We start from the raw sequence: 25,227 nt of genomic DNA on the forward strand, positions 1-25,227 counted from the left end.
TTGACATCAAAATAGCGGGAAGTGGGTTAACTTGATACTTGCCCGCCTATTATCCCAGTGCCAAAAAACACAGCACTAATTCAGTAAATCAGGTTCTTCGCGCACAATCCGGTCGTAAAGGGGCTGGAAACTGAACCACCCACTGACATGTGACCCCACTTGAGTTTGTGTTAAACGGGCTGTTTCGTGTTTGATCGTAGTCGGTCTACCCGCAGCTTCTGCCAACAGTTGGGCTTGGCACGATCGCTCCAAACTAATGTACCAAAAGGCAGCTTCATCGACTGTATGTCCCACAGTTAAAATGCTGTGGTTACGTAGGATTATGGCTTTCTTTGGCCCCAAGGTTTGCGCCAGTCGCAGACCTTCAGAAGTTTCTAAAACAACACCTGTAAAATCGTCAAACAGGACATGATCTTCGTAAAAAGCACAAGAATCTTGAGTCAAGGGGTCAAGGAGACGCCCCAAACTAGACCAGGCTTTACCATAAAGTGAATGAGCGTGAGCCGCTGCGATTACATCAGGTCGAGATTCATGAATCTGAGAATGGATGGCGAAAGCAGCTTGATTTACTTCTGCATCGCCTTTAACCACCTCACCTTCTCTGTTAACTAGAATCAGGTCAGAAACTCGGATATGACCGAAGTATGTCCCGAATGGATTGACCCAAAAATGGTCTGTAAACTCAGGATCGCGAGCCGTAATATGGCCTGCGATTCCTTCACTGAACCCAAACTTACCAAACAGGCGAAAGGCAGCGGCGAGGCGTTGCTTACGGTGCAGACGTTCGTCTTCAACTCGCTCGAATACTGGGGGTTGTGGTCTATCGTACTTCGGCATGTTCTTTTTCCTCCTCTTCTTTACAGGGAGCGTTGGAATATCCAGAGCGAAATGATTTGACGCTGTGAGATTCTGGGATGAACTGGTGACGTAAGATGCAACCAGTATCATTACCCAAGATATGGATGGATACAGATGCGCTCTGGGATGTGGTTTTGACGGCGTGGATATCACCATCTGGGGGTAAGAGGCGGTAGATATCTCCTGGTTGAAGCCTACGCACTTCAGTTACTTGTAATTGTGCGTGTCCTTCGGCATCACCGCTATCTACACGGCGATAGACTGTTTCTTCTTGATTACCTTTATATAAACCAATCAATCCCCAAGCTAAATGGTCATGGACGGGAGTCGTTGAACCTGGGGGAATCACCAAACTGAATACTGACAGTGAACGGTCTTTAGCGCGATAAAGCAGCCATTGACCAATACCGCCACCCATCCGGCTTTCAGGATTGACTTGAGCAAACTTTTCCGGTAGCCATTCCTGTTGGGCAAGGAGTTCTTGAAAATAGGGTTCTAGTCTGGCGAGAGTTTGTCTGCGATCGTCAACAGTGCTAGCGCTAATTTCCCGCACTGTTGCTACAAAGGATCGTAGTTCCTGGCTCTCAATAAACCATTGGTCTTCTGGTAATGGTTCTAAAATAGTGTGGATCGTCATCTATATTCCTCTGTTTAGGAAACGCTATAAGATTAACTAATTACTAATTTGTAATTCATCGTTAAGAATTCAATTACGATTTATTCTAATACCAGGATGAATCTTAAAGCCAAGTTGCTCAAGTTTTAGATGAGAAAGGGACTCCTTCAGAATGATCGTAAAAGGATATCGCTGGAATACCGTAGCTTTTCCTTGTGACAATAGCAGCCTAGCATGGCTGATGCGTACTGGATATAAGGGTTGTTTGTTGGCATCGAGAATGAATACTTTAGTCATATAATTTTGAATTTTAGATTTGCGATCGCCAGATTGGTCACTGGGGACAAGAGGCAGAGGTGCAAAGGGGCAGAAGGGAAATAACTTACTGCAACTTCTCCTCTGCTCCCTTGCCCCTCTGCTCCTTTTATTAAAGAAAAGACAAGAATGAGAGTCTAAAGGTCAACTCCAGCACTCTCGTCTTTACCTCTGATTTAGGGATTTCCAAGGAATAAATCATCTAATTTCCTGGGGTGTCTCACAATCATTTGTAGTTGGATATTTTTATTGGGAAGCCTCTTAGCTGTTATATTAATTTATTCAAACACTGTAAGTCGGTCGGATAACCGGTGATTAACTACAAGCAGAAATTATCACATACAAATTTAAAAAGCAATAGGCTAGCTGTTAAGGGAGACAAAGCGCAATACGGTTCGGATAAGACACGATCCCCCCAACCCCCCTTAAAAAGGGGGGACTAAAAATCGCTCTATTTCCCCCTTTTTAAGGGGGACTAAGGGGGATCTTTAAAACCTATGCACCTTAACCGAACCGTATTGAGACAAAGCGTAGCTTTAGTTCTTTGGGGTTCTTGGGATTTCAAGGAATCAACTTGAAATCTGCTGTAATATAATGCGTCAAAAGGGCGTAATTGCTTGTAAATACAGGGTTTTTTCTAACTGCGGATGCTGGAAGCGAAGTTCTCTGGCGTGTAGATGTAACCGACTAGTAACTGCACTGCATCCATAAAGGCGATCGCCTAAAATAGTTATCCCAAGTCCTCGCGCATCAGCTGCATGAACTCTCAACTGATGAGTGCGTCCTGTTAGTGGCGTAAATTCTACGCGGGTGTAGTCTCCTTCTCTCGCCATTACCTGGAAGTTTGTCAAGCTAGGTTTACCTTGCTGCCAATCAACTTTTTGCTCAGGGCGATTTTCAGGATCTCCCCACAGTGGTAGGTCAATTTTACCTTGCTCAACTGTCACAGCACCGGAAAGTATGGCTTCATAAACCTTATGAACCTGGCGTTGCTGAAACTGTTGGCTGAGTTGCCGATGGGTTTGACGATCGCGTGCCAACAACAAAATCCCGGAAGTTTCTTGATCTAAGCGATGCACAGATATAAGCGCCATGCCATCCGATAACAAATGACGTAAGCGACTCAAGACACTATCTTGGCGATCGCGATAACGACCAGGCACCGAAAGTAGCCCAGCAGGTTTGTTTACAGCAATCAGCCATTCGTCTTCATAAATAATCGGGATCTCTCCCTTGATAGGTGAGAAGGCTGGGAAATTACAACGTTTTTCATTGGAGTCAAACACATTGGATCTACGCAAATGTGTTAATGTATTTAGTAAGAGTGGGGTTGTTGTATGAAAATCCCTATTAGGGATTGAAATAGGTTTCAAGCCTGAGAGCAAAAACCCCATCAACGGCTGACATCGTTCGGCACACGCTCCATAAAACTCTCCCTGAATTTTATCCTGATTTACGGAAGACGCACCCCACCAAAATTCTGCCATTGCCAGTGGTTTAAGATGATGTGTTGCGGCATAATGAAGCAGCTTTGGGGCACAACAGTCTCCTGTACCAGTGGGCGAGCCTGCTGGCATCAATTCTTGCAATGATTGCGATCGCCCGGAAAAATTAGTCAGGCTGTAGCTAGCGTGCATCTGAGCTTGCAATTGACGCGACAGTGCCTTACGCCGTTGTTTCAGTTCACTAATTCGCGCATCCGTCGCTGCAATTAACTGCTGGAGGGGCTGTAATACGGCATTTTGCTGGCGTTTAAGTTGTCGTCGCTCAATTCCCTGCTGACGACTCTCCTCGTCGAGTTGTTCAAGGGCAATCGTGAGTGCTTCTGGGCTGAGTGTATTGCAGATTTGCTGACGTTTTTCCTGTCGTTGATGTTTGCAATAGCGATGGCGATCGCTCATTGTTTGTAACTGCTGCTCAAACTCATTAAACAGGATTTCATACTGCTGGCGTTCGGTTAGTTGCTTCAAGGTAATAATTTCTTGCTTAATCGCCTCCAACTGTGCCAAAGTACGGGCTTCCTCGAAAGCAACCTCGTCTCGTCCAAAAATTGGCGGCACCCAGCCCTCAACCATACTGCAACCATTCAAAAGACCAGAAAAAGCTTTTAGTACCCGTTGTTCGCCATTAGGCAGTTCAACCAATAGTATTCCATACATCTTCCCTTCACGAGAATAACAGTCATTGTTAGTAAAATATTGCATTAGTCCGTGAGCGATCGCTTCGGACATTGAGGTGCGGGGTAATTTTAGGCAATCGCCACTTTGGGGACAACGCCCTTCGTACCAATAGCTACAAGATGAGTCGCTAATAGCAAAATCGCAGTCGATGAAATCTGAAAGTGCGTGCAGAACTACCATACAAAGTATGATTGCAAATCTAGCTAATCCTAATATTTTAAATTATTGCCCATACTCACAAGTTTGTAGTAAGCACTAAAGTGCTTAGAGGATGTTTGAAAAGTATTTGGCTGTGATTTTAGGCACTTTGATCCCCCCTAACCCCCCTTAAAAAAGGGGGGCAACCTCTCTCAAAGTCCCCCAATTTATCGGGGGATTTAGGGGGATCTAAAATGTTTTGATACCGACAAGAGGACTTTTCAAACAACCTCTTATCTTCTAAGCACTAAAGTGCTTACTACAAACCTTCAAAACTAGCCAAAGATTCAACATCTAATGCACCAGATGACTCTCTAAGATTTAGCCAGGAGAAATTGGATCATCATTTTCCGGTGAACTGTCTGGTAAGGTAGGTGTAGATTCTGGATCTTTTGTCATACCATGCTGCTCTTGCCCTCTAAGTCCAAGATATGTTGCGGCACTGATTCCTTGTAATGCCAGAAGTGTATCATCAAATTCTGGCATTGCTAGATTTTTAATCACCTCCCAAACAAAAAATAGTCCGATGGCAACTGTCCAAATAAATGTTTGGAACCGATGAAAATTGACTCCATTAATATCTGATAATATATCGGTGAAAAACCCTTCCGAAACGCCTTGACTACCTTTTCTATTTTTCTCATTACCCTGCCCATCAATTAAGGAAGTACCAAATGCAGTTAGAGAGTTAATTCCTAATAAAATTAGTGATTGTCCAGTTAAAATATTGGTGTAATCTCCTGTTATGCCGTAGATAATTAGGTAAGCAGAAAAAATTAGAAATGTCCAGAAAGCAAGTTGAGATATCGATAGACTGAAGGGATTTCTATACTCTTCTTTTGAACCAAGAAAAAACTTAGCAATTCCCGAACGAGCTTCTTTTTCAGGTATCAACTTTTTTGTACTCAAGATTTGCTGATCATTAATTACTTCTTTTTTAGAGTAAATTCCTTCTATTCCAGGGCTACGTAGACTGTCTCGACCATACCTAATAAATATTAAGACAATAGCTATAACTAGAAACAGACACAGCCAAAATCGCCACGAAAACAGAACTATTTTTAATTGGGGAGGTGACAGAATATCGCTCACCAAAATCGCAACTTTACCGGGACAGCCAACCCCAACTATGGCATTAATACTGGGTTTGGTTGTTCCACCAAGCAGCGAATTCCATGCAGTTTCAGATACAGCAGTACGTTCAAGCTGAAAGGCTAACCAATCATTATTAAGAGTTTTCTTTTGATCTTCACCCTCTTCCATGACGCTGACTGGTTCTCCGTGGAGTTCCTGTAGCTGATAGCCATTCAGGTACAACACTAATTGGCGAGGATCAAATGAATTGCCTTTAGGCGTTGCACTTGTGGCTGCTGCTGACAATCCTTTGACTTTTACCCTGATGCGATCGCCCATCTTAACTTGGCTGCGATCGTTATCAGCAATGACTCGTTCAGTTCTGAGAGTCGCAGGAACATAACAAGCGCGAGACGATGCAAAATTTACAGAAGGGACATCTGAACTATCTTGAGCGATCGCAGAAAAGTTGATAGAAACAACTAGAGAAAACACCAATAGAAAAATAGCAGTAAATCTTTTAGTATTTCTATACATTGCTCAGTATTACCAAATAAACTATGTCGTAGTTTACTCCTACTTGAGCCATGCGGAATATTAAAAAACTTGTCTGAAAACAATACCTCTGCCAAAGAGAGAGGGACAATGCCTACGCCTTTATCTTTTTGGCTAATTGTAAAGCAGCAGTCATCGAGCAACAACAGGTATCTATGGGAAGTCAAAATTATGACTGGTAAATGCGGACTCACACTAGGTAAATACGCGCCTCTTCATAAAGGGCATCAATTGGTGATTGAAACTGCTTTAGCAGAGATGGATCAATTGCTTGTGATGATTTATGACTGTCCAGAGGTGACTGCTATTCCTTTAACAGTTCGAGCTAATTGGCTGCGAAAAATTTATCCACAAATCCAGGTGATTGAAGCGTGGGATGGGCCAACTGAGGTTGGTTACACTCCTGAGATTAAGAAAAAGCACGAAGATTACATCCTGAAACACTTAGAATCAACAAAAATTACCCACTTTTATTGTAGTGAATTTTACGGTGAACACGTAAGTCAGGCGCTGGGAGCAGTTAATCGGCTCGTAGATTGCTCGCGCCAAGCTTTTCCGATTTCTGGAACGCAAGCAAGAAGAGACATTTATGCATTTCGGGAGTATTTACATCCTGATGTCTACCGCGATCTCATCACCAACATTGTTTTTCTGGGCGCTCCTTCAACTGGTAAAACCACAATTGCATCACAATTAGCTAAAGAGTTAAACACTGTATGGATGCCGGAGTATGGGCGCGAGTATTGGGAAAAACATCAAATTAACAGACGACTTTCGCTCTCTCAACTTGTGGAGATTGCCAAAGGGCATTTAGAACGTGAAGAAGTCTTATTATTGCAAGCAAACCAGTACTTATTTACAGATACCAATGCATTGACAACCTATCAATTCTCGTTGTATTACCACAAAACTGTTGCCCCAGAGTTAGCAGAACTTGCCCATCAAGCCATGTCGCGCTATGATTTAGTATTTATTTGCGATCCAGATATACCTTACGATGATACCTGGGATCGCTCTGGAGAGGCAAATCGGAGCATATTTCAAAAACATATTCAGAGCGATTTAATTCTTAGAAAAATTCCATTTTTTCCTTTGAATGGCGACCTGAATACACGCATTAGTCTTGTGAAAAAAGTATTATCTCGCTACTACAAGTATGGCAACCTGGGAGAGTTATTTTTCCATGAAATTGTTTGATAAAGTGTATTGAAATGATTGAATTTTGGAGTGTAAATACTATCGCCTTCAATCTTATGGGATATCCCATGAGTTATGTAGAATTCTTCGGAACGATCTTTTCTCTATGGTCGGTGTGGCTAATTTCTCAGAGGAAAATTCTGACTTGGCCTATTGGGATAATCAGCGTATTGCTATACATGGCGCTTTTCTATCAAATCCATTTGTATTCGGATATGTTAGAACAAGTATATTACTTAATTGTTAGTGTGTATGGCTGGTGGCGATGGATTACACCTGAACGTGATACTGGTAAGATTTTACAGGTTCGATATAGCCCACCGCGTAAAATTGTTTTGATTGCGGCAATTACAATAGCAGTTTCATTCGCAACGGGAGCTTTGATGAGTAAAATTCACCTGTTACTCCCGGCAATATTTTTAGAGAAAGCTTCTTTTCCTTATTTAGATGCACTTACAACAATCATGAGTTTTACTGCTATGTGGCTCATGGTACAAAAAAGGATTGAAAGCTGGTATTACTGGATTATCGTTGATGTTATTGGTATTTGGTTGTACTACGTTAAAGAAGTTAAATTTATTGCTTTTCTTTATGTAATTTTGTTGTTCATAGCAATTAACGGCTCAATATCTTGGCTCAAGACAGCTAAAATCCCGGACTGAGAACCCCTGTATATCTTTAATGAATTTTGTTTGTAACGTTATGCTCTTGTAACGCACCATCCCAATATTTTCGGTGCGTTACGCTTCGCGGTAACATTACGAAAGTTACTCTTTATTAAATCCCTATTCCTAAGCAGCGTTTATTCTTTGCAAACCAGTGTAAATATTGAACCGTTCTCCGCGCAGGAATCCAATTAAAGTAATCCCGAATTCTTTGGCGACAGACACCGCCAAACTACTAGGTGCGGAAACAGAACAAACAATTGGAACTCCAGCAGTTGTAGACTTTTGCAAAATCTCAAAACTAGAGCGTCCACTAACCAGAACAATACAATTATTTAAAGGTAATTCGTCACTGAGCAAAGCTGTACCAATCAATTTATCCAAAGCATTGTGTCGTCCAACATCTTCCCACAGGTTTAACAATTGTCCTTGAGTATCGAACGTAGCCGCAGCGTGTAAACCCCCTGTAGCTGTGAAGATCCCTTGAGCAGCCCGGAGTTTGTCTGGTAAACTATAGATGATCTCAGGTGTTACCGTTGGGCCAGAAGGAATCACTGGACATCCCCGCAGACGCAATGCCTCAAGGCTAGTTTTACCACACACCCCACAGGCGCTACTAGTGTAGAAATGACGCTCCAAAGGCTGTAAGTCTGGAATCAACCCATCCCGCAATTCTACATTTACGATATTATGGTGCTGCTCACCATCTACTAATTCATCTACGCAGTAGCTGATACGTCGGATATCTTCTCTGCGGCTAACGACTCCTTCACTGTAGAGGAAACCGGCAGCTAGTTCAAAATCTGCCCCTGGTGTCCGCATTGTTACAGCTACCGTCTTCTGGAAAGGGACAAGACGAATTTCTAAAGGTTCCTCAGTAGTGAGATGATCTAAACAAGGCCGTACTTGACCTTTTTCCACTACCCAAACAGTGGCTTTGGTTTTACTTTTAGTTGGCATTTTCATATTTATGAGAGTTGGTGAATTGAAATTTTGATCCTAATCTGGGAACAGAGTAATGCTATTTGTATGTCAGATGTCAAAGTAATTCGTAGTTATAAGACGCTTTCTACGAACGCGAACAGCGTGTCGCAGACAGACGCTAAAAGCGTAGTTTGCAACTCTTACAGAGAGAGTACGCGGACTCGCTTTGCGTGACGCTATCAGTGTTGGCTCTGTACCCTCTTAATTACGAATTATGAATTACGAATTATGAATTATGAATTATGAATTATAGCGGTTCTCAGTTGACTGAGGTACAAGAACCCCACCCCCAACCCCCTCCCCGCTCTTCGATAGGGGGCTATGATGTACCTCAGTAGACTAGGAAACGCTATATTTGGTCAGGTTGATATTTACCAACTACTTTGTGCAGTTGAGCTAGAGCGGCTATGTTTCTGTTTAGGAAGTAAAATGAACCTAAAACTTTTGGCTTTCAGCAAAATTTTATTTGCAATAGTCTTTATAATTTCCCTTAGTTTTGCAGGATACTTAGTGGCTAATAACATTAGTCAGAGAGTAATTGAAAAATCTCTTGCTAAACAAGTGATGTCTACCTCCACCGTCGGAAAAGGTTCTCAACTACAGAAACTTTTAAATGAGATAGTTGTAGAACAGCGAATTCCTGGTGCAGTAATGTATATTAGTACACCTAAAGGTTCTTGGTTGGGAGCATCTGGTGTGATTAACTTGTCAACTAAAACCCGGATGAAACCCACAGATGGCTTTTCTATTGCCAGTATGAGTAAAACTTTTATGGCGGTGGTTGTGCTGAAATTAGTGGAGCAAGGGAAGATAGAATTAGATCGGGCGATCGCAACCTACTTACCAAGAGACATCAGTCCTCATATTATCAACAGCGACAAAATTACAGTTCGTCAACTACTCAACCATACCAGTGGTGTTGCTGAATACTTAGAAACAAAAGAGTTTATTCAAGCTACAGCGAAAAGAAGTCGCTCACAGCCTTGGACAGCTAGAGAAGCTATTCCGTATATGTATCAAGAGCAACCGCAGGCAAATCCCGGAGAAAAATTTATTTATACTGATTGCAACTACATTCTTTTGGAACTGATTGTTGAAAATATCACTAGGGGAACTCTCGCCCAAGCAATCCGCAGTCAGATTTTAAAACCATTAGGATTAAAACATACCTTCACAGAATTGCGCGAACCGACAATTGGAGAAGTCGCTACAGGTTATAGCGATCGCAATAAGGATGGTAAGCTAGATAGCTACGCCCAAGTCAATGATGGCAATGGTTTGGGAGATGGTGGATTAGTTTCAACAGCAGAGGATTTAGCCAAGTTCGCTAAAGCATTATTTGTCAAAAAAACCTTACTTTCCTCGAAGATGATCAAAGAAATGCTGAAATTTAAAGATAATGGCGCAGGCTATAGCTACGGGTTGGGTGTAGAACGATTTTCATCTCCTTTAGCAAAAGCAATTGGGCATAGTGGTACAGCTTATGGCTTCGTAACATTGCTTGCATATTTACCCAATCAAAATACCACCATAATAGTGCTGCTAAACAATCAGAATGTTGATATTAAATCAGTAGCTAGGACAGGTCTGGAAGTTGTCGAGAATCATTGATACTAATTTGTAATTATGCTTGTAGGGCTGGCATTTTCATGTTCATCCTACTACTTTGTCAAGTTGGCTTTGAGAGTTTGTAGTAAGCACTTTAGTGTTTAGAAAATAAGGACTTTAGTCCTTACTACGAACTTGCTTACCCATCAATTTCTATGTAAATATATGCGAGTTAATGCAATAGAACTGTTTTTACAACAAGAGCAATTCAGCAATGAAGAGAAAAAAAAGCTACTACAGTACTCTAGTAAAGTAGCAATTTTTTTATTTATGAATGAGGTAGATTTGGAAAATTTAGACGGCAATTATTATCTACATCAAGATGAACTTGAAAGCGTAATTGATTTTCATGAACGCCCAAGTACAAACTTAGCTGCTGACTCCACAACAATCCTTGTGGGTTGGGTTCTATAGGTTGATACGTACCACCCAACAAAATAAACCCAGCAAATTCTAGATTCTTGGGGTCAAACCAAAAATATTCAGGACTGCGAAAGATACCTTGGTAAATTTGTTTTTTTAAACCCTTGTCAATCGGTGCGGTTGACTTTGAAAGCAGTTCTATAATCAAAATTACTTTCTAAATTCACTGGTGGAAATATAATATCTTTGGCGACAGACATGGCTGCAAGTTTTGGAGTGATATTAAGTTGAGCGTAGCAGTGGGAAAACGGTAATCTTAGGTTTGTTTTTCCAGACGCACGATCGCATTATAATCAGGAACTCCTTCCAGCGATCGCTTACTTTTATCTAGTAGCACATTCCCTTCTGGCCAATGTACTTGTAAATTTCCTGACTGAATTGGCGCAATGTAGACTTGACAGAACAACTCGCCTAAATCATTCTTAAGAATAACGCGATCGCAATCTTTTAAACCCAACTGTGCCGCATCACCAGCATTCATTAGCACCGCCTCTCGCACAGCCCCAGTAATTGCATCCTTGCGTTCTTGCACCATACTATTAAATTGTTTGCCTCGGCGCGTTGCTAATAAGAAATAGCCTTCTGGTAATTCTCTTTGGCGTGGCAATAATACGCCAAAGTGCGCCTTCCCATCGGCTGTAGGGAAATTCCAACCAAAGCACAAATGTGACCCGCCATACTGAAACTGATCGCCAGCTTGCTGTAAGTGTTGAATACCTGCATATTGGGGGACAACTTGAGCAATTTCTTGACGGATAGCAGCTGTGTCAGCAAAAGCCAGCTTATCTGCCAAATCTGGTTTTACCCGCCTTGCCAATTCTAGAAATACTTCCCACTCTGGACGCGTTTCCCCAATGCGCGGCCCCGGAATTTCTGGACTGAAAATTACCCGGCGTTCGGTGTTAGTTTCTGTGACTCCCCCTGGTATTTCGTAGCGAGTCGTCGCAGGTAAAAGCACCACAGTATCAGCAGGTTCTACCAACATTTGGCTGGAGAGAACAATATCTATATGTACCCGCAACGGTATTTGCTTCAGCGCCGCTTCCACATAATCCGGTTCTGGCAGCACTTCTAGGAAATTTCCGCCCACAGAAAACAATACATCTAAATCCCCCTGATGTGCGGCGTTAATCATTTCTGGAGCAATTAAACCTTTACTTGCTGGCACTTCAAAGCCCCAATGCTGACTCAATTGGGCAGCATTTTCTGGGGTGATAGGTTTACCACCAGGAAATACTGTGGCATAACATCCCATCTCTGCACCACCTTGCACCCCAGAGTGACCGCGAATTGGCATTAAACCGCAGCCTTCGCGACCGACAAAACCTTTGGTGAGAGCTAAGTTAATGATACTTCGTACATTATCTTCGCCACATTCATGTTGAGTAATGCCCATACTCCAAACAAATACCGCTTTATTAGCTTCTTTAACCATTTTGGCAAAGCCGTACATTGACTCGCGGGATGTACCAGAAAGCCGCTCTAATTCTTCCCAAGATTGGCTTTCTAAAGATGTTTTCAGTTCGGCAAAGCCAACTGTATGTAAGTTAATAAATGACTGGTCTACCCAGCTGTTAGCAATTATATGTTTAATAGTGCCATTTAAAAATGCTATATCCCCGCCTATGTTGATTAAGAAGAAGTCTTCGGCAAACTTTGTACCGAAAACGGCACTTTCCACAATTGAGGGCACCCAGTAGCGCTCCATTCCTGGCTCACGGTAAGTATTAATAACTACAATCTTAGTGCCAGCTTTCTTGGCATAATGGAGATACTTAACGGTTACTGGCTGATTATTGGCAACATTTGAGCCAATAAAGACTAATAAATCAGTGCCAATCCAGTCTTTATAAGAACAAGTGGTTGCCCCTGCACCGATAGCAGCTTTCAGTCCTGCTGTGCTGGGAGAATGGCAAATGCGGGCAGCGTTATCAATATTATTGCTTCCCATTGCCCGCACAGCTTTTTGGGTGGCATAATAAGTTTCGTTGACAGTACCGCGACTGGTAACATAGAAACTGAGTCGGTCTGGTGTGGTAGTGCGGATGCGATCGCTAATTATCCCTAAAGCTTCATCCCAGCTAACACGGCGAAAGCCTTTTTCCCCTCGTTGACGAATCATCGGGTAAGGAAGTCGTCCAAAGTCTCGTAATTGGGCACTTTTTAGCTTTTGCAACGGAGAGACATCCTCCAATAGCAGAGGGTCAAAAGCTGGCATCGTATTCATCCGCAACAGCCGCAAACGAACATTGCAGAGATGGATGCCTTCTATTGTCCAATCCTTCATGCCGGTTGTTCCGAGAGCGCAACCATCACAGACACCTTTATCCAGGATATTCCACGCATAAGGTAGTTTGTCACGAGAAAGCCAGATTGCCCGAAATACTTCCCAGTAGTTGTTGGGGTACTGTTCGCCAATCCCGAAAGGCTTCCAACTTGCCCAGTGCTGAGGTGTCCAATACTTCTTGGGTTTCGGCAACATGACGGGGCCCTGTAAAGTGATGTGGTGGTTCTTTTAGGCTACCGTTTTTTAGTAGCATTTAAGTAGCATAATTTTAAAAATCTGGGCACTCGGCGCTGACTATTTCGGGATGGCAGTAGTGAGCTAGCACCGTCTCAACGGTATCGCCAAGCCACAGGGCAACTTTATCGGTCGATATGCCACTGCTAATAGCCCAGGTGGCGAAAGTATGCCGAGTGGCGTAAGGCTTGAGATAAGGTACTTTGCCTTCGTTCGCTAATTCCTTGACTACCCCAAGTTAAGGATAATCGTAGGTTAAGGTTTTTATGGCTAACTGAACCGTATTGTTCTATACCGGCTCGGTAAGGAGCTTGAAAAAGCTCTCTACCTCAAATTTTTATAGCTTTTCCTAATCAAATGAAGTACATCATAGCCCCCTCCCCGCAAGCGATGAGGGGGTTGGGGGTGGGGTTCTTGTACCTCACTCAACTGATAACCGCTATACCATCGCGCGCAATTTTACACTCAATTTATACCGTGAATAGATGTTTAAAAAGATGGCACAAGCTCAACGACTCTGCTCTTTTGGTTTAGATACACTCAAACAACTTTTTAGAATGAAATAGCCCTGGTATTATCACTATCCGTAAATAGAAATTACGGAGAATGACAGAAAAGGGTTAATCTCACTAATCTTTGTTCCTTTGAGTGAGTTAGATAAAGGAATGTTAAGCTGAAAATTATAGCGTGAACATTTACTCCTGTCTTAAAGGTGGTGAATTTAAGAAACCACTACTAACGAAATATGATAAGTATTTATTTAGGAGTTTAACATCCATTGGTGGACAAACAATTGCAGAATCTGCCAATCCCTTGAGGGTATTCTGATAGTCATAATCAACTGTATTTTGATACAACTCCATGATTGTCAAAGAATTTTTATAGACTTTTTCAGACATCATCGGTAAAAGCGGATGTAAAACATTTTCCTGAGAGTGCCTGAAATTTGCAATTAGCTCATCTTTCCACTGAGTATATGGTAACTTCTTGAGTTCGTAACCAGAAGAACAAATAAACTCAAAAAGCTCGATGAGTCCAATATTTTGGTCTGGTGGGGGTACTATATGGAAAGCTTTTCCTAGAGATTCTTGCTTTTTGGATAAATGGACAATTGCTCTAGCGGCATAATCCACAGGAATCAATTCTTCTTTTTGATCTATGAGTTCCGGATAACTACCAAGCTGTATGCATCCTTTAATAATTCTAGGCACAAAAGCATCTTTTGTATGAGCAATACCTGTACCGCTATGTCCCATGAGAAATCCTGTTCTGTAGATGCTAACAGGTATTCCCCTAGACTTGGCAACCCAGACAAGATTTTCGGCTACCCATTTGGTTTGAGCATAGCCAAGATCCAGAGCAACATAGTCTTTACAAGGCTCGATATCGTCATCTTCATAAACTACTTTTAGTCCTGTAAAATGGCTGATTGCACCAAAAACAGCAATGGTAGAAATGTAATGCATTGGTTTAATTTTACCCAGACAAGCTAATCTGAGAACTTCTTGAGTTCCGAGAACATTGGATTTCTTGATTACAGAGTATGGTTTAGCAAAATTGACTTGGGCAGCACTGTGATAAATAGCATCAATTTCCAGAGCCAGCTTTTCAAACTGTTTGCTAGAAAGACCCAAATATGGCTGTTCTAAGTCTCCCGGAATCGCAATCATACGAGAGCTAAAGTTTGGGTGATGGAGGGAATATTTTTCTAGGTTTTGTTGAATCTTTTTTAACCCTTCATGCTCGTTCGGGGAGCGCACCAGGCAGTATATTTTTGCTTGAGTTTGATGTAGCAGTTCATCAAGTAAAAAAGCCCCCAAAAAGCCTGTAGCTCCTGTGAGAAAAACATGACGCAATTCATTGACCTGAGCAACAGGCCTTCCTTGAGCATCGATGGCGGGATCGAGTACTACCTCAGATTTTAGATCGATCGCACTGGTTAAAGCAGAAACGCCAACTCGACGCACTGTCTCTATTACCTGAGCCAGCGCTTCTATAGTGGATTTCTCAAACAGGGTTTTTAGCGGTAAATCGACTTGAAAGGTTTCTCTGACAAAAAAAATCAACTGAGATGCTAGCAGGGAATTACCACCAAGCTCAAAGAAATTATCATGAATCCCAACTTCTGCGATCGCCAGAACTCTGCTCCAAATTTCAGCCATTTGTTCCTCAATTGGAGTACGAGGTGCGACAAATGCTGCTTTCAAATCGCTTCTATCCATTTCCGCCTCTGGTAGACTGCGAATATCTATATTGCCGTTGTATATCCGCTTAGTTTGTCGATCGCCCAAAATTAGCCGATCGCTAGGGAATGTTAACAGGGGTAAGTTGGAAATTGTCTGGTCTGGGTTAGAGACAATACTCTGTAATAGAGTAGAAAAATTTTCCACCATCAGAGCGATCGTCTCAGCTTTAAATAGGTCAGTATTATATTCCAAGTTGCCCGATATCCCTGCTGCTGTCTCGCGCAGTTCGAGGTATAGATCGAACTTGGATGTCCCGTTATCAATTTCCAGACGGTTCATTGTCAATCCGGGAACAGTCAGCTTAGGCCTTGGGGTATTCTGAAGATTAAACATCACTGAAATCAGTGGATTCTGGTTCAAGTCCCGCTCGATCTGTAGGGCATCAACGAGCTTCTCAAACGGTAGGTCTTGGTAGGTATAACCCCATAAAGCTACTTCCCGGACTCGGCCTAATAACTGCCGGAAACTTGGGGAGTCAGACAAGTTCGTTCGCAATACCAAAGTATTGAGCAAAAACCCAATTAGTCCTTCTAATTCAGAACGGTGGCGGTTGCTAATAGGAGCACCTACTAAAATGTCTTCTTGCCCTGTGTAGCGAAATAGGAGTGTCTGGAATGCTGCCAACAAGGTCATAAACAAGGTAGTACCCTCTTGGCGCGAGAGAACATTCAGGGCATCTGTTAGGGATTTGGGGATAAGAACCGATTGGCGGGCCCCTTGATATCTTGGCTCCAATGGTCGTGGATAATCGCTGGGCAATTCTAATATGGGTAGACTGCCACTCAAATGTTGCTGCCAATAAGCAAGCTTATTATCTAAAATTTCACCTTGCAGCCATTGCCGTTGCCAAGCAGCAAAGTCTGCATACTGAATAGCTAAGTCAGGAAGAGGAGAGGGGTTGCCAGTGGAAAAAGCTTGATACAGAGTTGACAGTTCCTCGAAAAGAACACTTAAAGACCAATCATCACAAAGAATATGGTGTAGGTTGAGGAGGAATATATGTTCCTCTGAACTCAATTGCAGCAATGTTGTTCGCAGCAATGTCCCTTGAACTAAATCGAAAGGACGTTGGGCTTCTTCAAGGATGATCTGGCGGACTTGAGATTCCCGATCGTCTGGAGACAGCCCTTGGAGATTCACAACTAAGAGTTTGATCGGAAAAGTTGAGTGGATGACCTGTATGGGTTGTCCCTTCAAACTGGAATAGGTAGTTCGGAGGATTTCATGGCGGTTGATAATTTCATTCAAACTCTGTTCTAATATTGTGGAGTTGAGTACACCTCTGAGGCGAAAGGCTTCGGAAACATTGTAAAAAGCATGGTTGGGTACTAACTCGTTAAGAAACCACAACCGTTCTTGCCCAAAGGAAAGCGGTAAATCGTCATCGCGCCCAATGGATTGTATTGGCACAACAGAACATCCTCTGTCTTCCTGTTGTGCTTGTATAATGCTGTCAGCTATTTCAGAGATGGTGGGCGTTTCAAAGAAATGCCGCATTGGCAACTCAACTTGAAAGATATCGCGGATACGGCAGAGGATCTGAAAGGCTAGTAAGGAATGTCCTCCCAACGCTAAGAAATTGTCATGAACGCCAATGTTTTTTAGACCCAATACATTAGACCAAATTTCTGCTACTCGTTCCTCAATAGGAGTGCGAGGAGCAACAAACTTCTCATTTGCATTGAAAGTTTGAACGGTTGCTGGGAGCGCCTGACGATCAACTTTTCCGTTAGCTGTTAATGGTAAAGCACTCAATTGCACAAAGCGAGCAGGGATCATGTAGTCAGGCAATTTCTGTTTGAGAAAACGGCGTAAATTACCAACATTCGTGTCTGATGATTCGGGCTTGAGAACTACGTAAGCTATTAAGCGTTGGTCACTAGGGGAAAATTCTTTAGCAATCACTACAGCTTCTTGCACATCAGGATGTTGCCACAGTGCAGTTTCAATTTCTCCTAGCTCAATACGGAAGCCGCGAATCTTTACTTGTTGGTCATTGCGCCCAATATACTCAATGTTGCCGTCTGGTAAGTAGCGAGCTAAGTCGCCTGTTTTGTAGAGGCGTTGTTTTTTGACCATTTGTTTGGTGTCTCCACCAGGCTCACTAATGAATGGGTCGGGGATGAATCGCTGATCTGTCAGTTCTGGACGGTTGAGATAGCCTCTGGCTAGTCCCTGACCGCCAATGTATAGTTCTCCAGAAACACCTGTGGGTACTATCTGCATTTGTTCGTCCAACAGAAGACAGTATGTGTTGGCGATCGCACGACCAATGGTCACGATGCTGTCACCTTTCTTCACCAAGGCAAATGTGGAATAGGTCGTATCTTCTGTAGGGCCGTATAGATTAAAGACTTTTTGAATATTGTCCAACGCATATATCTGCTGCACCAAACGATTTTGCAGAGGTTCACCTGCTAAGTTAACGGTGCGAACAGAAGCGGGTATACCTTGAATTCTCAGTAACTCTGCGATCGCAGATGGCACTGTATTGATTAGAGTGACTTGTTGAGCGGCAAGTAAGGTAGGTAAATACAAGGCATTTTCTGCCAAAATCACCTTACCACCCCAACTGAGGGGAACAAATATTTCAAAAACTGAGAGATCGAAGCAAATAGATGTTGCGGCCAGCACTCCAGCTAGATCCTCTGTTGTAAAAACTTCTCTTGCCCAATGCAACAGAGCGACTGTGCTGTGATGTTCAATAGCTACCCCTTTCGGTTTACCAGTCGAACCGGAGGTGTAAATTACATAAGACAGGTTTTTATCTGTAACTAGGCTGATCAGATTCTCCTGGTTTTGTTGAGTAATTGCCTCACTATCACTATCTAGACAAACTATATGGGCCTGATACTCTGGAAACTTTGAAAGTAAATTTTGTTTTGTCAGTAGTATCGATAACTGTGAGTCCTCTAGCATTAAAGCTAGGCGCTCTGAGGGATAGGCTGGATCTAAGGGGACATAAGCTCCGCCTGCTTTGAGGATGGCTAATAGTCCAACAATCATTTCCAGCGATCGCTCCAGGCAAATACCAACTAGAACCTCAGGTTGGACATTCAGGGTCTGTAGATAGTGCGCTAGTTGATTAGCTCGCTGGTTAAGTTCTTGATAAGAAACTTGTTTGTCTTCAAAAATGACCGCAATTTGCTCAGGTGTTTTTTCTACTTGATATTCAAACAACTGATGGATGCATATATCATTTACGTAAACTGCTGGATTTTGATGCCATTCCAGAAGCAGCTGGTCTACTTCTATCTTGGGTAGACTGAGGTCTTGTTGAGAACTTTCAGTAGAATTTTTCATGCCAAAATAGTATTTTTTGATACTACTATTCTATTTACAAATACTTAAAATGGCTAGTCACAATGAAAAGTTTCTACTTGGTATGAGTTTAGAGGAATGAAAGCAGAGTGGGTATTTCGTAAGAATTACAGCAGATTGCAACAGGCGTGAGGTGCAGATGATCTGAAGGGCACAGCACTGCTGTGCCCCTACGTGTGTACTTCATTTACCTGAAAAACGCTGTAATTGTTCAATAGATAGGGAGAACAATCTCAAATTCAGTTCCCTCAGTGGGCTGAGAACGCACAGTTAAAGTACCGCGATGTTGTTGGATAATGGAATAGCAGACAAATAACCCCAAACCTTGACCACGGCCAACGGGTTTTGTGGTAAAAAACGGTTCAAAAATCCGCTCTTGCAGACTTACAGGAATCGTACTATCTGTATTGGCGATCGCAATTCGTAACCATTCACGATCTATCACTCCAGTACAAATCCGAATTTCTGGATGTTCGCTGCTTTGGAGATTATCTCGAATCGCATCAATGGCATTGTTAATAATATTCAGGAAGACTTGATTCAACTGGCTAGGATAGCAAGTAACTAAAGGTAGATCGCCATACTCCTTAATGACGCGCACTTCGGGTTGATTTTCAAAAGCTTGTAAGCGATGTTGCAAAATTAACAGCGTGCTTTCAATACCACTGTGTAAATCTACAGCTTTGATTTCGGCTTCATCTAAGCGAACAAAGTTGCGTAAACTCTGGACAATTTTGCTGATGCGCTCGCTACCAACCTTCATAGATTCTAAGGTTTGATTGGCATCTTCAAACAGAAAATCAAGCTCAATTTCTTCCTTCATCGCTTGAATAGCTGGATTAGGTTGGGGATATTCCTGCTGATAAAGTATCAGCAAACGCATCATATCTTGAATGTAATTTTCTGTATGGGTGAGATTACCCTTAATAAAATTAACTGGATTGTTAATTTCGTGAGCAATACCAGCTACCAATTGACCGAGGGATGACATTTTTTCGCTATGAATTAATTGTCCTTGAGTTTGCTGCAATTTTTTCAAGGTCTGCTCTAAATCTTGGGCTTTTTGGTTGAGAGCTTGGGTTTTGTATTCTACCTCTGCTTCTAGGGTGTAAGAATAGTTTTCGGTTTGTTGATACAGACGGGCATTTTCCACAGAGATAGCGGCTTGACTAGTTAGGAGTTGGAGAATCTCGATGCGATCGCTAGTAAAAGCGCCTAAAGTTAAGTTGTTCTCTAGGTACAAAATACCGATGAGTTTTCCTTGCCGACTAATTGGCGTACACAAAACTGATTTAGGCTGGTGAGTGATGATGTAGCGATCGCTGGCAAATTGCACTGAATCACTCAAGTCTTCAAACACAGCCGTCTCTTGAGTTCTTGCTACTGCATAAATCAAACTTTGGGGAATTTCTGGGTATTGCTCCAGGGGAATTTCTAAGGTTTTTACCAGTTGTTGATCGGCTTGAGCTACAACTAACCATTGTTCCTCTTGGCGAAGAACTAAATGACCGATTTGTGCGCCAGCATTAGCGATCGCGATCTCCATCAAGGTTGCCAACAGTTTCTCTAATTCAATTTCTTGAGAAATGGCTTGTGCGGCTTTCATCACCGCTTGCAAATCTAAGTATAAATTTTGGTTGCTAGAGCTTTTAGTTACACTTCTCATCAAAGTTGAGGCGATGGTTTCCGCAGATGTGATGGCAAAATTAGGCGGTTGGAGAAGGGTTGTTAGTAGTTGCGGATATTCTTGTTCTAAATGGGCAACTTTCGCCTTTGCACCCCAATGGGCGTAGCAGTAGTAGGCTTGTTGCATATAGTCTGCGGCCACCTTCTCTTTGCCCCAAGCAAGGTAGAATTTGGCAGCCAGCTCATTGCTGAGTGCTTCTTCTTGGATATAGCCGTTTTCTTTTGCCCCCTGAATGGCTTTGTCATAGTAGGTCATTGCGTCTAAATGGCCCAAAATTTTTGCCCGCTCTGCTTCAACTAAATCGTATTTGTGTTGATGATTGGCGGGAGCGTGGAACGCCCACTGACTCATCAATTTCTGGTTTTCTGCAACTTTTTCTAGTGCCCATTGTTGCTCTGCCTCATTGCCATTTGAACAGGTAGCCAAAAGAGCGAGGGAGTAGTAGAAATTATGTTCCGCAAACTGCAAGAAGCCAACCATGTTTCCCTGGTATTTTTCGGCTTCTTGAGCATGGATGAGTGCCTGCTTCTCGTCCTGAAAGATGAACAGAAGAATGGTCTTTGCCAGATGCAGTAAGAACAGGAGAGTTCCGTTTTGAGTTTCAATTAAAATCGGCAGCATTTTCCGCTCGTCGAAACTCTCCCCAACCAATATTAGGGGATCTTCTGCTGCTCCCATCAAATTCAACACGAGTTGACGACAAATCTGCCCGAAGTAAATTTGATACTCTTGTTTAAATTTCAACAACAGATCAATATATTTTTGCTGTTGCTGATTCACCTGCTCCAGTGGCTCACCGACGAAGAAAAGATAGTTGCAGTAGGAGGTGGCGTTGTAGCAGGCATACTCTATATCACCCACTTCTAATCCAACCTGAACAGCTTCACGTAAGGGAGCGATCGTTTTGCGAGCGTGTTCCCGCCAGTGCCGCACAAACACATCAAAAATATTAGTTACTTTTGCATACAAATTTCTGTCGTTGAAGCGCTCCAGCAATTTTAATCCTAATTGTCCAAACCGATAGCCTCTTTCAATTCCAGTTGGGCTACCACATAAAACCAGACCATAAAAGGTGTAGCCAAATGCCGAAAATGCCGAGTTGCCAAATTGAATCGATAGGTTCACTAATGTGTAAGCAATCAGTGGTAACATATCTGGTTTAGCGTTCAGGCTGGGAGTGACCATTGCGATCGCAATTCGCATGGCTGCTAACTTGTGCGGATCGATCATCTCTGGCAGGTTAATTAAATCCTCAATCACTAACTCCAGTGGGGGTTCTATAAACAGTGGTTCACCCAAGAACTCCAGCACTTTTAGAGAGGTGTCGATCGCTGCTTGCATTTGATTCTGAGCAATGTAGAAATAGATCCTAATTTCATACATCTTCACCTTTTGCAGCAAATCCTGGGCGTGCTGAAGAACAATTTCTGAAAGCCGTTCTGCCTGCTTGAAATGGGCAGTCAAATACTCAATTTCAGCCGCTTCTGTATGAAGGGCAAGGGTCAGGTCGTAATGATGTTCCCAACCGTTTTCTGGGAGCGCTGCCAGCCCTGCTGTGAAGTATTTACTTGCCATTTCATAGGCGGTTGCTGCTTTGGCTTTTTGTCCTGCTTGCAGGTTCAGTTGAGCTAGATCCAATTCTTGCAGCCTGGAGATTTCGTCACCATTTTGTGCATTCAACAATTCGGGAGAAGTTTTTTGAGATGTCAATCTCAGACCGTAATTCAATTGATTGACAATTTCAAAAATTTTCCCTTCCCGCTCTGCTTCAGGCGTATTTGCCCACAGTTGTTGCCCGATTTTGAAGTGGGTAGACTGTTTTTGATCTTCTGGAATCAGACCGTAGGCAGCTTGTTGGACGCGATCGTGCAAGAATTTATAAGAAGGAACGGTAATCTCACCACCGCGATCAATGTGGTCTGAGTTATTTGATTGGAAGAACTTGTAGGTTTCACTAATGGGGAGAATCAGCCCTTCTTGTAACGCCGTCCATAGGTTGGTTGCTATATTAATAATTGATTTTTCAGAGACCATTGCCAAGGTCTTCAAATCAAATTGGTTGCCAATACAAGCCGCCAGTTTCAAAACCTCCTGTGTGTCCACCGGAAGTTTCTGCAACTGCAATGCCATGAACTCTACCACGTTATCGGTCAATGCCAACTGCCGCACTGAAGCTAGGTCACATTGCCAGTAACCCAGTTCTGGGTGGAACTGAATCCAAACCTCCTCGTGGAGTGCTTTGAGAAACTGCGTTGTAAAAAAGGGATTCCCTTTGGTTTTCTGATATACCAATTGCGTCAGGGGTTGAGCCAGTTCATTGGGACAACTCAAGGTGTCTGCCACCAACTGATTCACCGTTATTTCCACCAAGGGTTCCAGGGTAATCGTATTGACGGTAGCTTGGGCTTGCTGAATCTGTTCCAGCGTCAGCATCAAGGGATGAGCCGGAAACACTTCATTATCTCGATAGGCACCCAGAATGAGTAAATATCCAGAACTGGCTTCACTCATCAATAATTGCAGCAAGTTCAGAGAAGCCGAATCTGCCCATTGCAAGTCATCTAGAAACATCACCAAGGGATGCTCAGGGGTGGTGAAAACCTGGATAAATTTCTCAAAGAGCAAATTGAAACGATTTTGGGCAGCACTACCAGATAGTTCCGGGACTGGCGGCTGTTGACCGATAATTCGCTCTAGTTCAGGAATCACATCAACGATCGCTTTGCCGTTTTCACCCACAGTCGCCAAAATTTTCGCTTTCCACGCCGCCAATTGGAGATTACTCTCACTCAGCAGTTGTCCCATCAAATCACGAAAGGCTTGCATCAAGGCACTGAACGGAATATTACGCTGTAACTGATCGTACTTGCCTTTGATGAAGTAACCGCGTTGTCTGACAATCGGTCTATGGACTTCATTGATCACCGCCGTTTTACCAATCCCGGAAAATCCTGCGACTAGCATCATTTCGGAACTGCCATTAGCGACGCGCTCAAAAGCTTTGAGCAAGATTGCAACTTCTGTTTCTCGCCCATAGAGTTTTTCGGGGATAATGAAGCGATCGCACACATCCCGTTGTCCCAAGACAAAGGTTTCTATTCTACCTGTTGCTTTCCATTGATTGAGACAGCATTCTAAGTCATGCTTCAAACCCAAGGCGCTCTGATACCGATCTTCGGCATTTTTCGCCATCAACTTCAATACTATCTCTGAGGCGATCGCGGGAATTTCTGGATTAATGCTGTGTGGGGCGAGTGGGAGCTTGGCTAAATGACAGTGTACTAACTCCATTGGGTCATGGGACTCAAACGGTAATTGTCCGGTCAAAAGTTCGTACAATGTCACCCCGAAAGCATAGAAGTCACTGCGGTAATCAATACCACGATTCATTCGTCCGGTTTGCTCTGGGGAAAGATAGGCAAGGGTTCCTTCCAAAACATTGGGATTTTGGATGTCCTGGTTTTCGCGCGGGAGGAGAGAGGCAATGCTGAAGTCAATCAGCTTGACTTGGTGCGATTCTGGATGAATCAGAATGTTAGCAGGTTTGATATCTTTGTGGATGACTCGATGCTGGCAGATATCATGGAGAATATCAGCAATTTGCCGGGCTATTTCTAAAATTTCCCGTAAAGATAGGGAATAATTTTGGGTATAATCCCGTAGGGAAATGCCGCCAAAGTCTTCCATCACTAAGGCATAGCTGTTACCGTATGCTTCTAGGCTTAATGGATGGATTATGCCAGGAATGTTAAGATTTTTGGTAATTGTATACTGGTTACGAAACTGTAATAATTCGCTAAAGGTGGGGTAGTCTTGCCGTAATAGTTTAATCACCACTGGACGCTGACTTGACTCCTGCACTGCTCGATAAACTATTGTCTGAGAACCTGCATAGAGCTGCTCAACAATGGCATAACCAGGGAGGTACGGCAATGGATTCGAGTAGGGGATTGCTGCCAGTGTCGTCATAGCGTCAAGTTAAAATCTATAGAAGAAGTTTATAATTTTTATATTTCCCAAAAATTTGGCAGAATAAACATTCCGATCTTTTGGCTGAGTTGTATCTGTTTGTTTAGACCAATTCCAAGGGAATACTTGAGAGGATGTTTGAAAAGTGGTTGGCTGTGATTTTAGGCACTTCTAGATCCCCCCTAACCCACGCCAGTCGCTCATGGGGGAAACCCCCAGACGCTCTCTACGAGACGCTGCGCGAACGCGGACTCGCTAACGCTGCGCTATCGCTTTTAGCGTCTCCCCTTCTCCCAAAGGGAGAGGCTAGCGCCAAGGGAGAAGACCGCGCTGGCTCCCCTTAAAAAAGGGGGGCAACCTCTCTCAAAGTCCCCCTTCTTTAAGGGGGATTTAGGGGGATCTCAAAGTATTTGCTACCAAGAAGAGGACTTGTTCATTCATCCTCTGAGATTTAAATGGAGAAATTTTCATAAGTTCTCCTGTTTCTTGCAAATCTTCCAAACGGTCAAGTATATTCGTTGATATGTCTTCTTTTATTGCAAAAGGTCTGAGATAATTTGTAAACCAGTCGTTAATAATTGGGCGGAGTATTTGCAGCGTTAATGTGGTAGGCGGGACTAGCTTCCAAAAATGAAGTTGCCGAAGTAATTAAAACGGCTGGGCTTTGATGTCCATCATCTGCGTCTAATAACCGATGAAAGCGATGCATTAACATTCGGATACTGTTGGCGAATTCCCCAAACAGCTAAACTGAACCGATTAGTTCAGCAATGAAACGATTGAGAAGCTTCTGAGCAGTTTTATACCCAG

At 43.0% G+C, this 25,227-nt stretch carries 14 protein-coding genes and 1 pseudogene; 4 read left to right on the forward strand and 11 right to left on the reverse strand.

Annotation, left to right across the window (positions count from 1 at the left end; translation table 11 throughout):
• Nucleotides 1-75: 75 nt before the first annotated feature.
• From V7K62_RS22350 to V7K62_RS22370, 5 genes are all read right to left on the reverse strand, one after another.
• Entirely contained in the window at nucleotides 76-837 is a 762-nt protein-coding gene (locus tag V7K62_RS22350; protein ID WP_334867924.1) for a class II aldolase/adducin family protein, read from the reverse strand.
• The gene (locus V7K62_RS22355) at nucleotides 821-1,495 is read right to left on the reverse strand and encodes a hypothetical protein (protein ID WP_334867926.1); all 675 of its coding nucleotides are present in this window, start codon (nucleotides 1,493-1,495) and stop codon (nucleotides 821-823) included. The genes V7K62_RS22350 and V7K62_RS22355 overlap by 17 nt, the downstream gene beginning before the upstream one ends.
• Before the next feature lie 69 nt (nucleotides 1,496-1,564).
• Nucleotides 1,565-1,771, reverse strand: a complete 207-nt coding sequence (locus V7K62_RS22360) for an RRXRR domain-containing protein (RefSeq protein ID WP_334867928.1) — start codon at nucleotides 1,769-1,771, stop codon at nucleotides 1,565-1,567.
• 617 nt (nucleotides 1,772-2,388) lie between these two features.
• A complete protein-coding gene (locus V7K62_RS22365; protein ID WP_334867930.1) occupies nucleotides 2,389-4,149 on the reverse strand; it encodes an RluA family pseudouridine synthase in 1,761 nt (586 codons plus the stop codon).
• A 339-nt stretch (nucleotides 4,150-4,488) separates the two neighbouring features.
• Nucleotides 4,489-5,778, reverse strand: a complete 1,290-nt coding sequence (locus tag V7K62_RS22370) for a hypothetical protein (protein WP_334867932.1) — start codon at nucleotides 5,776-5,778, stop codon at nucleotides 4,489-4,491.
• A 108-nt stretch (nucleotides 5,779-5,886) separates the two neighbouring features.
• Between V7K62_RS22370 and V7K62_RS22375 the strand changes: the two genes are divergently transcribed.
• Together V7K62_RS22375 and pnuC are read left to right on the forward strand one after the other, a co-directional pair.
• Nucleotides 5,887-6,993, forward strand: a complete 1,107-nt coding sequence (locus tag V7K62_RS22375) for an AAA family ATPase (RefSeq protein WP_334867934.1) — start codon at nucleotides 5,887-5,889, stop codon at nucleotides 6,991-6,993.
• A 14-nt stretch (nucleotides 6,994-7,007) separates the two neighbouring features.
• Nucleotides 7,008-7,655 (forward strand): nicotinamide riboside transporter PnuC, encoded by a 648-nt coding sequence (gene pnuC, locus V7K62_RS22380; RefSeq protein ID WP_334867936.1) that lies wholly within the window; start codon nucleotides 7,008-7,010, stop codon nucleotides 7,653-7,655.
• A gap of 129 nt (nucleotides 7,656-7,784) precedes the next feature.
• Here the strand turns inward: pnuC and fdhD are convergent, their stop codons facing one another.
• Complete coding sequence (fdhD, locus tag V7K62_RS22385; protein WP_334867938.1) at nucleotides 7,785-8,624, reverse strand: formate dehydrogenase accessory sulfurtransferase FdhD; 840 nt, start codon at nucleotides 8,622-8,624, stop codon at nucleotides 7,785-7,787.
• A 528-nt stretch (nucleotides 8,625-9,152) separates the two neighbouring features.
• On the opposite strand from fdhD, the gene V7K62_RS22390 reads away from it, so the two are divergent.
• Nucleotides 9,153-10,253, forward strand: coding sequence for a serine hydrolase domain-containing protein (locus V7K62_RS22390; RefSeq protein WP_334867940.1), 1,101 nt, complete (start codon nucleotides 9,153-9,155; stop codon nucleotides 10,251-10,253).
• A gap of 328 nt (nucleotides 10,254-10,581) precedes the next feature.
• Here the strand turns inward: V7K62_RS22390 and V7K62_RS22395 are convergent.
• From V7K62_RS22395 to V7K62_RS22410, 4 genes and pseudogenes are all read right to left on the reverse strand, one after another.
• Nucleotides 10,582-10,821: pseudogene (locus tag V7K62_RS22395) on the reverse strand (Uma2 family endonuclease); the annotation flags it as partial.
• 108 nt (nucleotides 10,822-10,929) lie between these two features.
• Nucleotides 10,930-13,155: an FdhF/YdeP family oxidoreductase gene (locus V7K62_RS22400; protein ID WP_334867942.1), complete on the reverse strand. Its 2,226-nt coding sequence runs from the start codon at nucleotides 13,153-13,155 to the stop codon at nucleotides 10,930-10,932.
• A gap of 734 nt (nucleotides 13,156-13,889) precedes the next feature.
• Nucleotides 13,890-18,743, reverse strand: a complete 4,854-nt coding sequence (locus V7K62_RS22405; protein ID WP_334867944.1) for a non-ribosomal peptide synthetase — start codon at nucleotides 18,741-18,743, stop codon at nucleotides 13,890-13,892.
• Between the two features lie 229 nt (nucleotides 18,744-18,972).
• The gene (locus tag V7K62_RS22410) at nucleotides 18,973-24,417 is read right to left on the reverse strand and encodes a trifunctional serine/threonine-protein kinase/ATP-binding protein/sensor histidine kinase (RefSeq protein WP_334867946.1); all 5,445 of its coding nucleotides are present in this window, start codon (nucleotides 24,415-24,417) and stop codon (nucleotides 18,973-18,975) included.
• Between the two features lie 134 nt (nucleotides 24,418-24,551).
• Between V7K62_RS22410 and V7K62_RS22415 the strand changes: the two genes are divergently transcribed.
• Nucleotides 24,552-24,761 carry a hypothetical protein gene (locus tag V7K62_RS22415; RefSeq protein WP_334867948.1) on the forward strand — a complete coding sequence of 70 codons (210 nt, stop codon included), beginning with the start codon at nucleotides 24,552-24,554 and terminating at the stop codon, nucleotides 24,759-24,761.
• Nucleotides 24,762-24,988: 227 nt separating this feature from the next.
• Here the strand turns inward: V7K62_RS22415 and V7K62_RS22420 are convergent, their stop codons facing one another.
• A complete protein-coding gene (locus V7K62_RS22420) occupies nucleotides 24,989-25,132 on the reverse strand; it encodes a hypothetical protein (protein WP_334867950.1) in 144 nt (47 codons plus the stop codon).
• Nucleotides 25,133-25,227: the final 95 nt, after the last annotated feature.

The organism is Nostoc sp. (genome assembly GCF_036917935.1).
Classification (GTDB): domain Bacteria; phylum Cyanobacteriota; class Cyanobacteriia; order Cyanobacteriales; family Nostocaceae; genus Nostoc.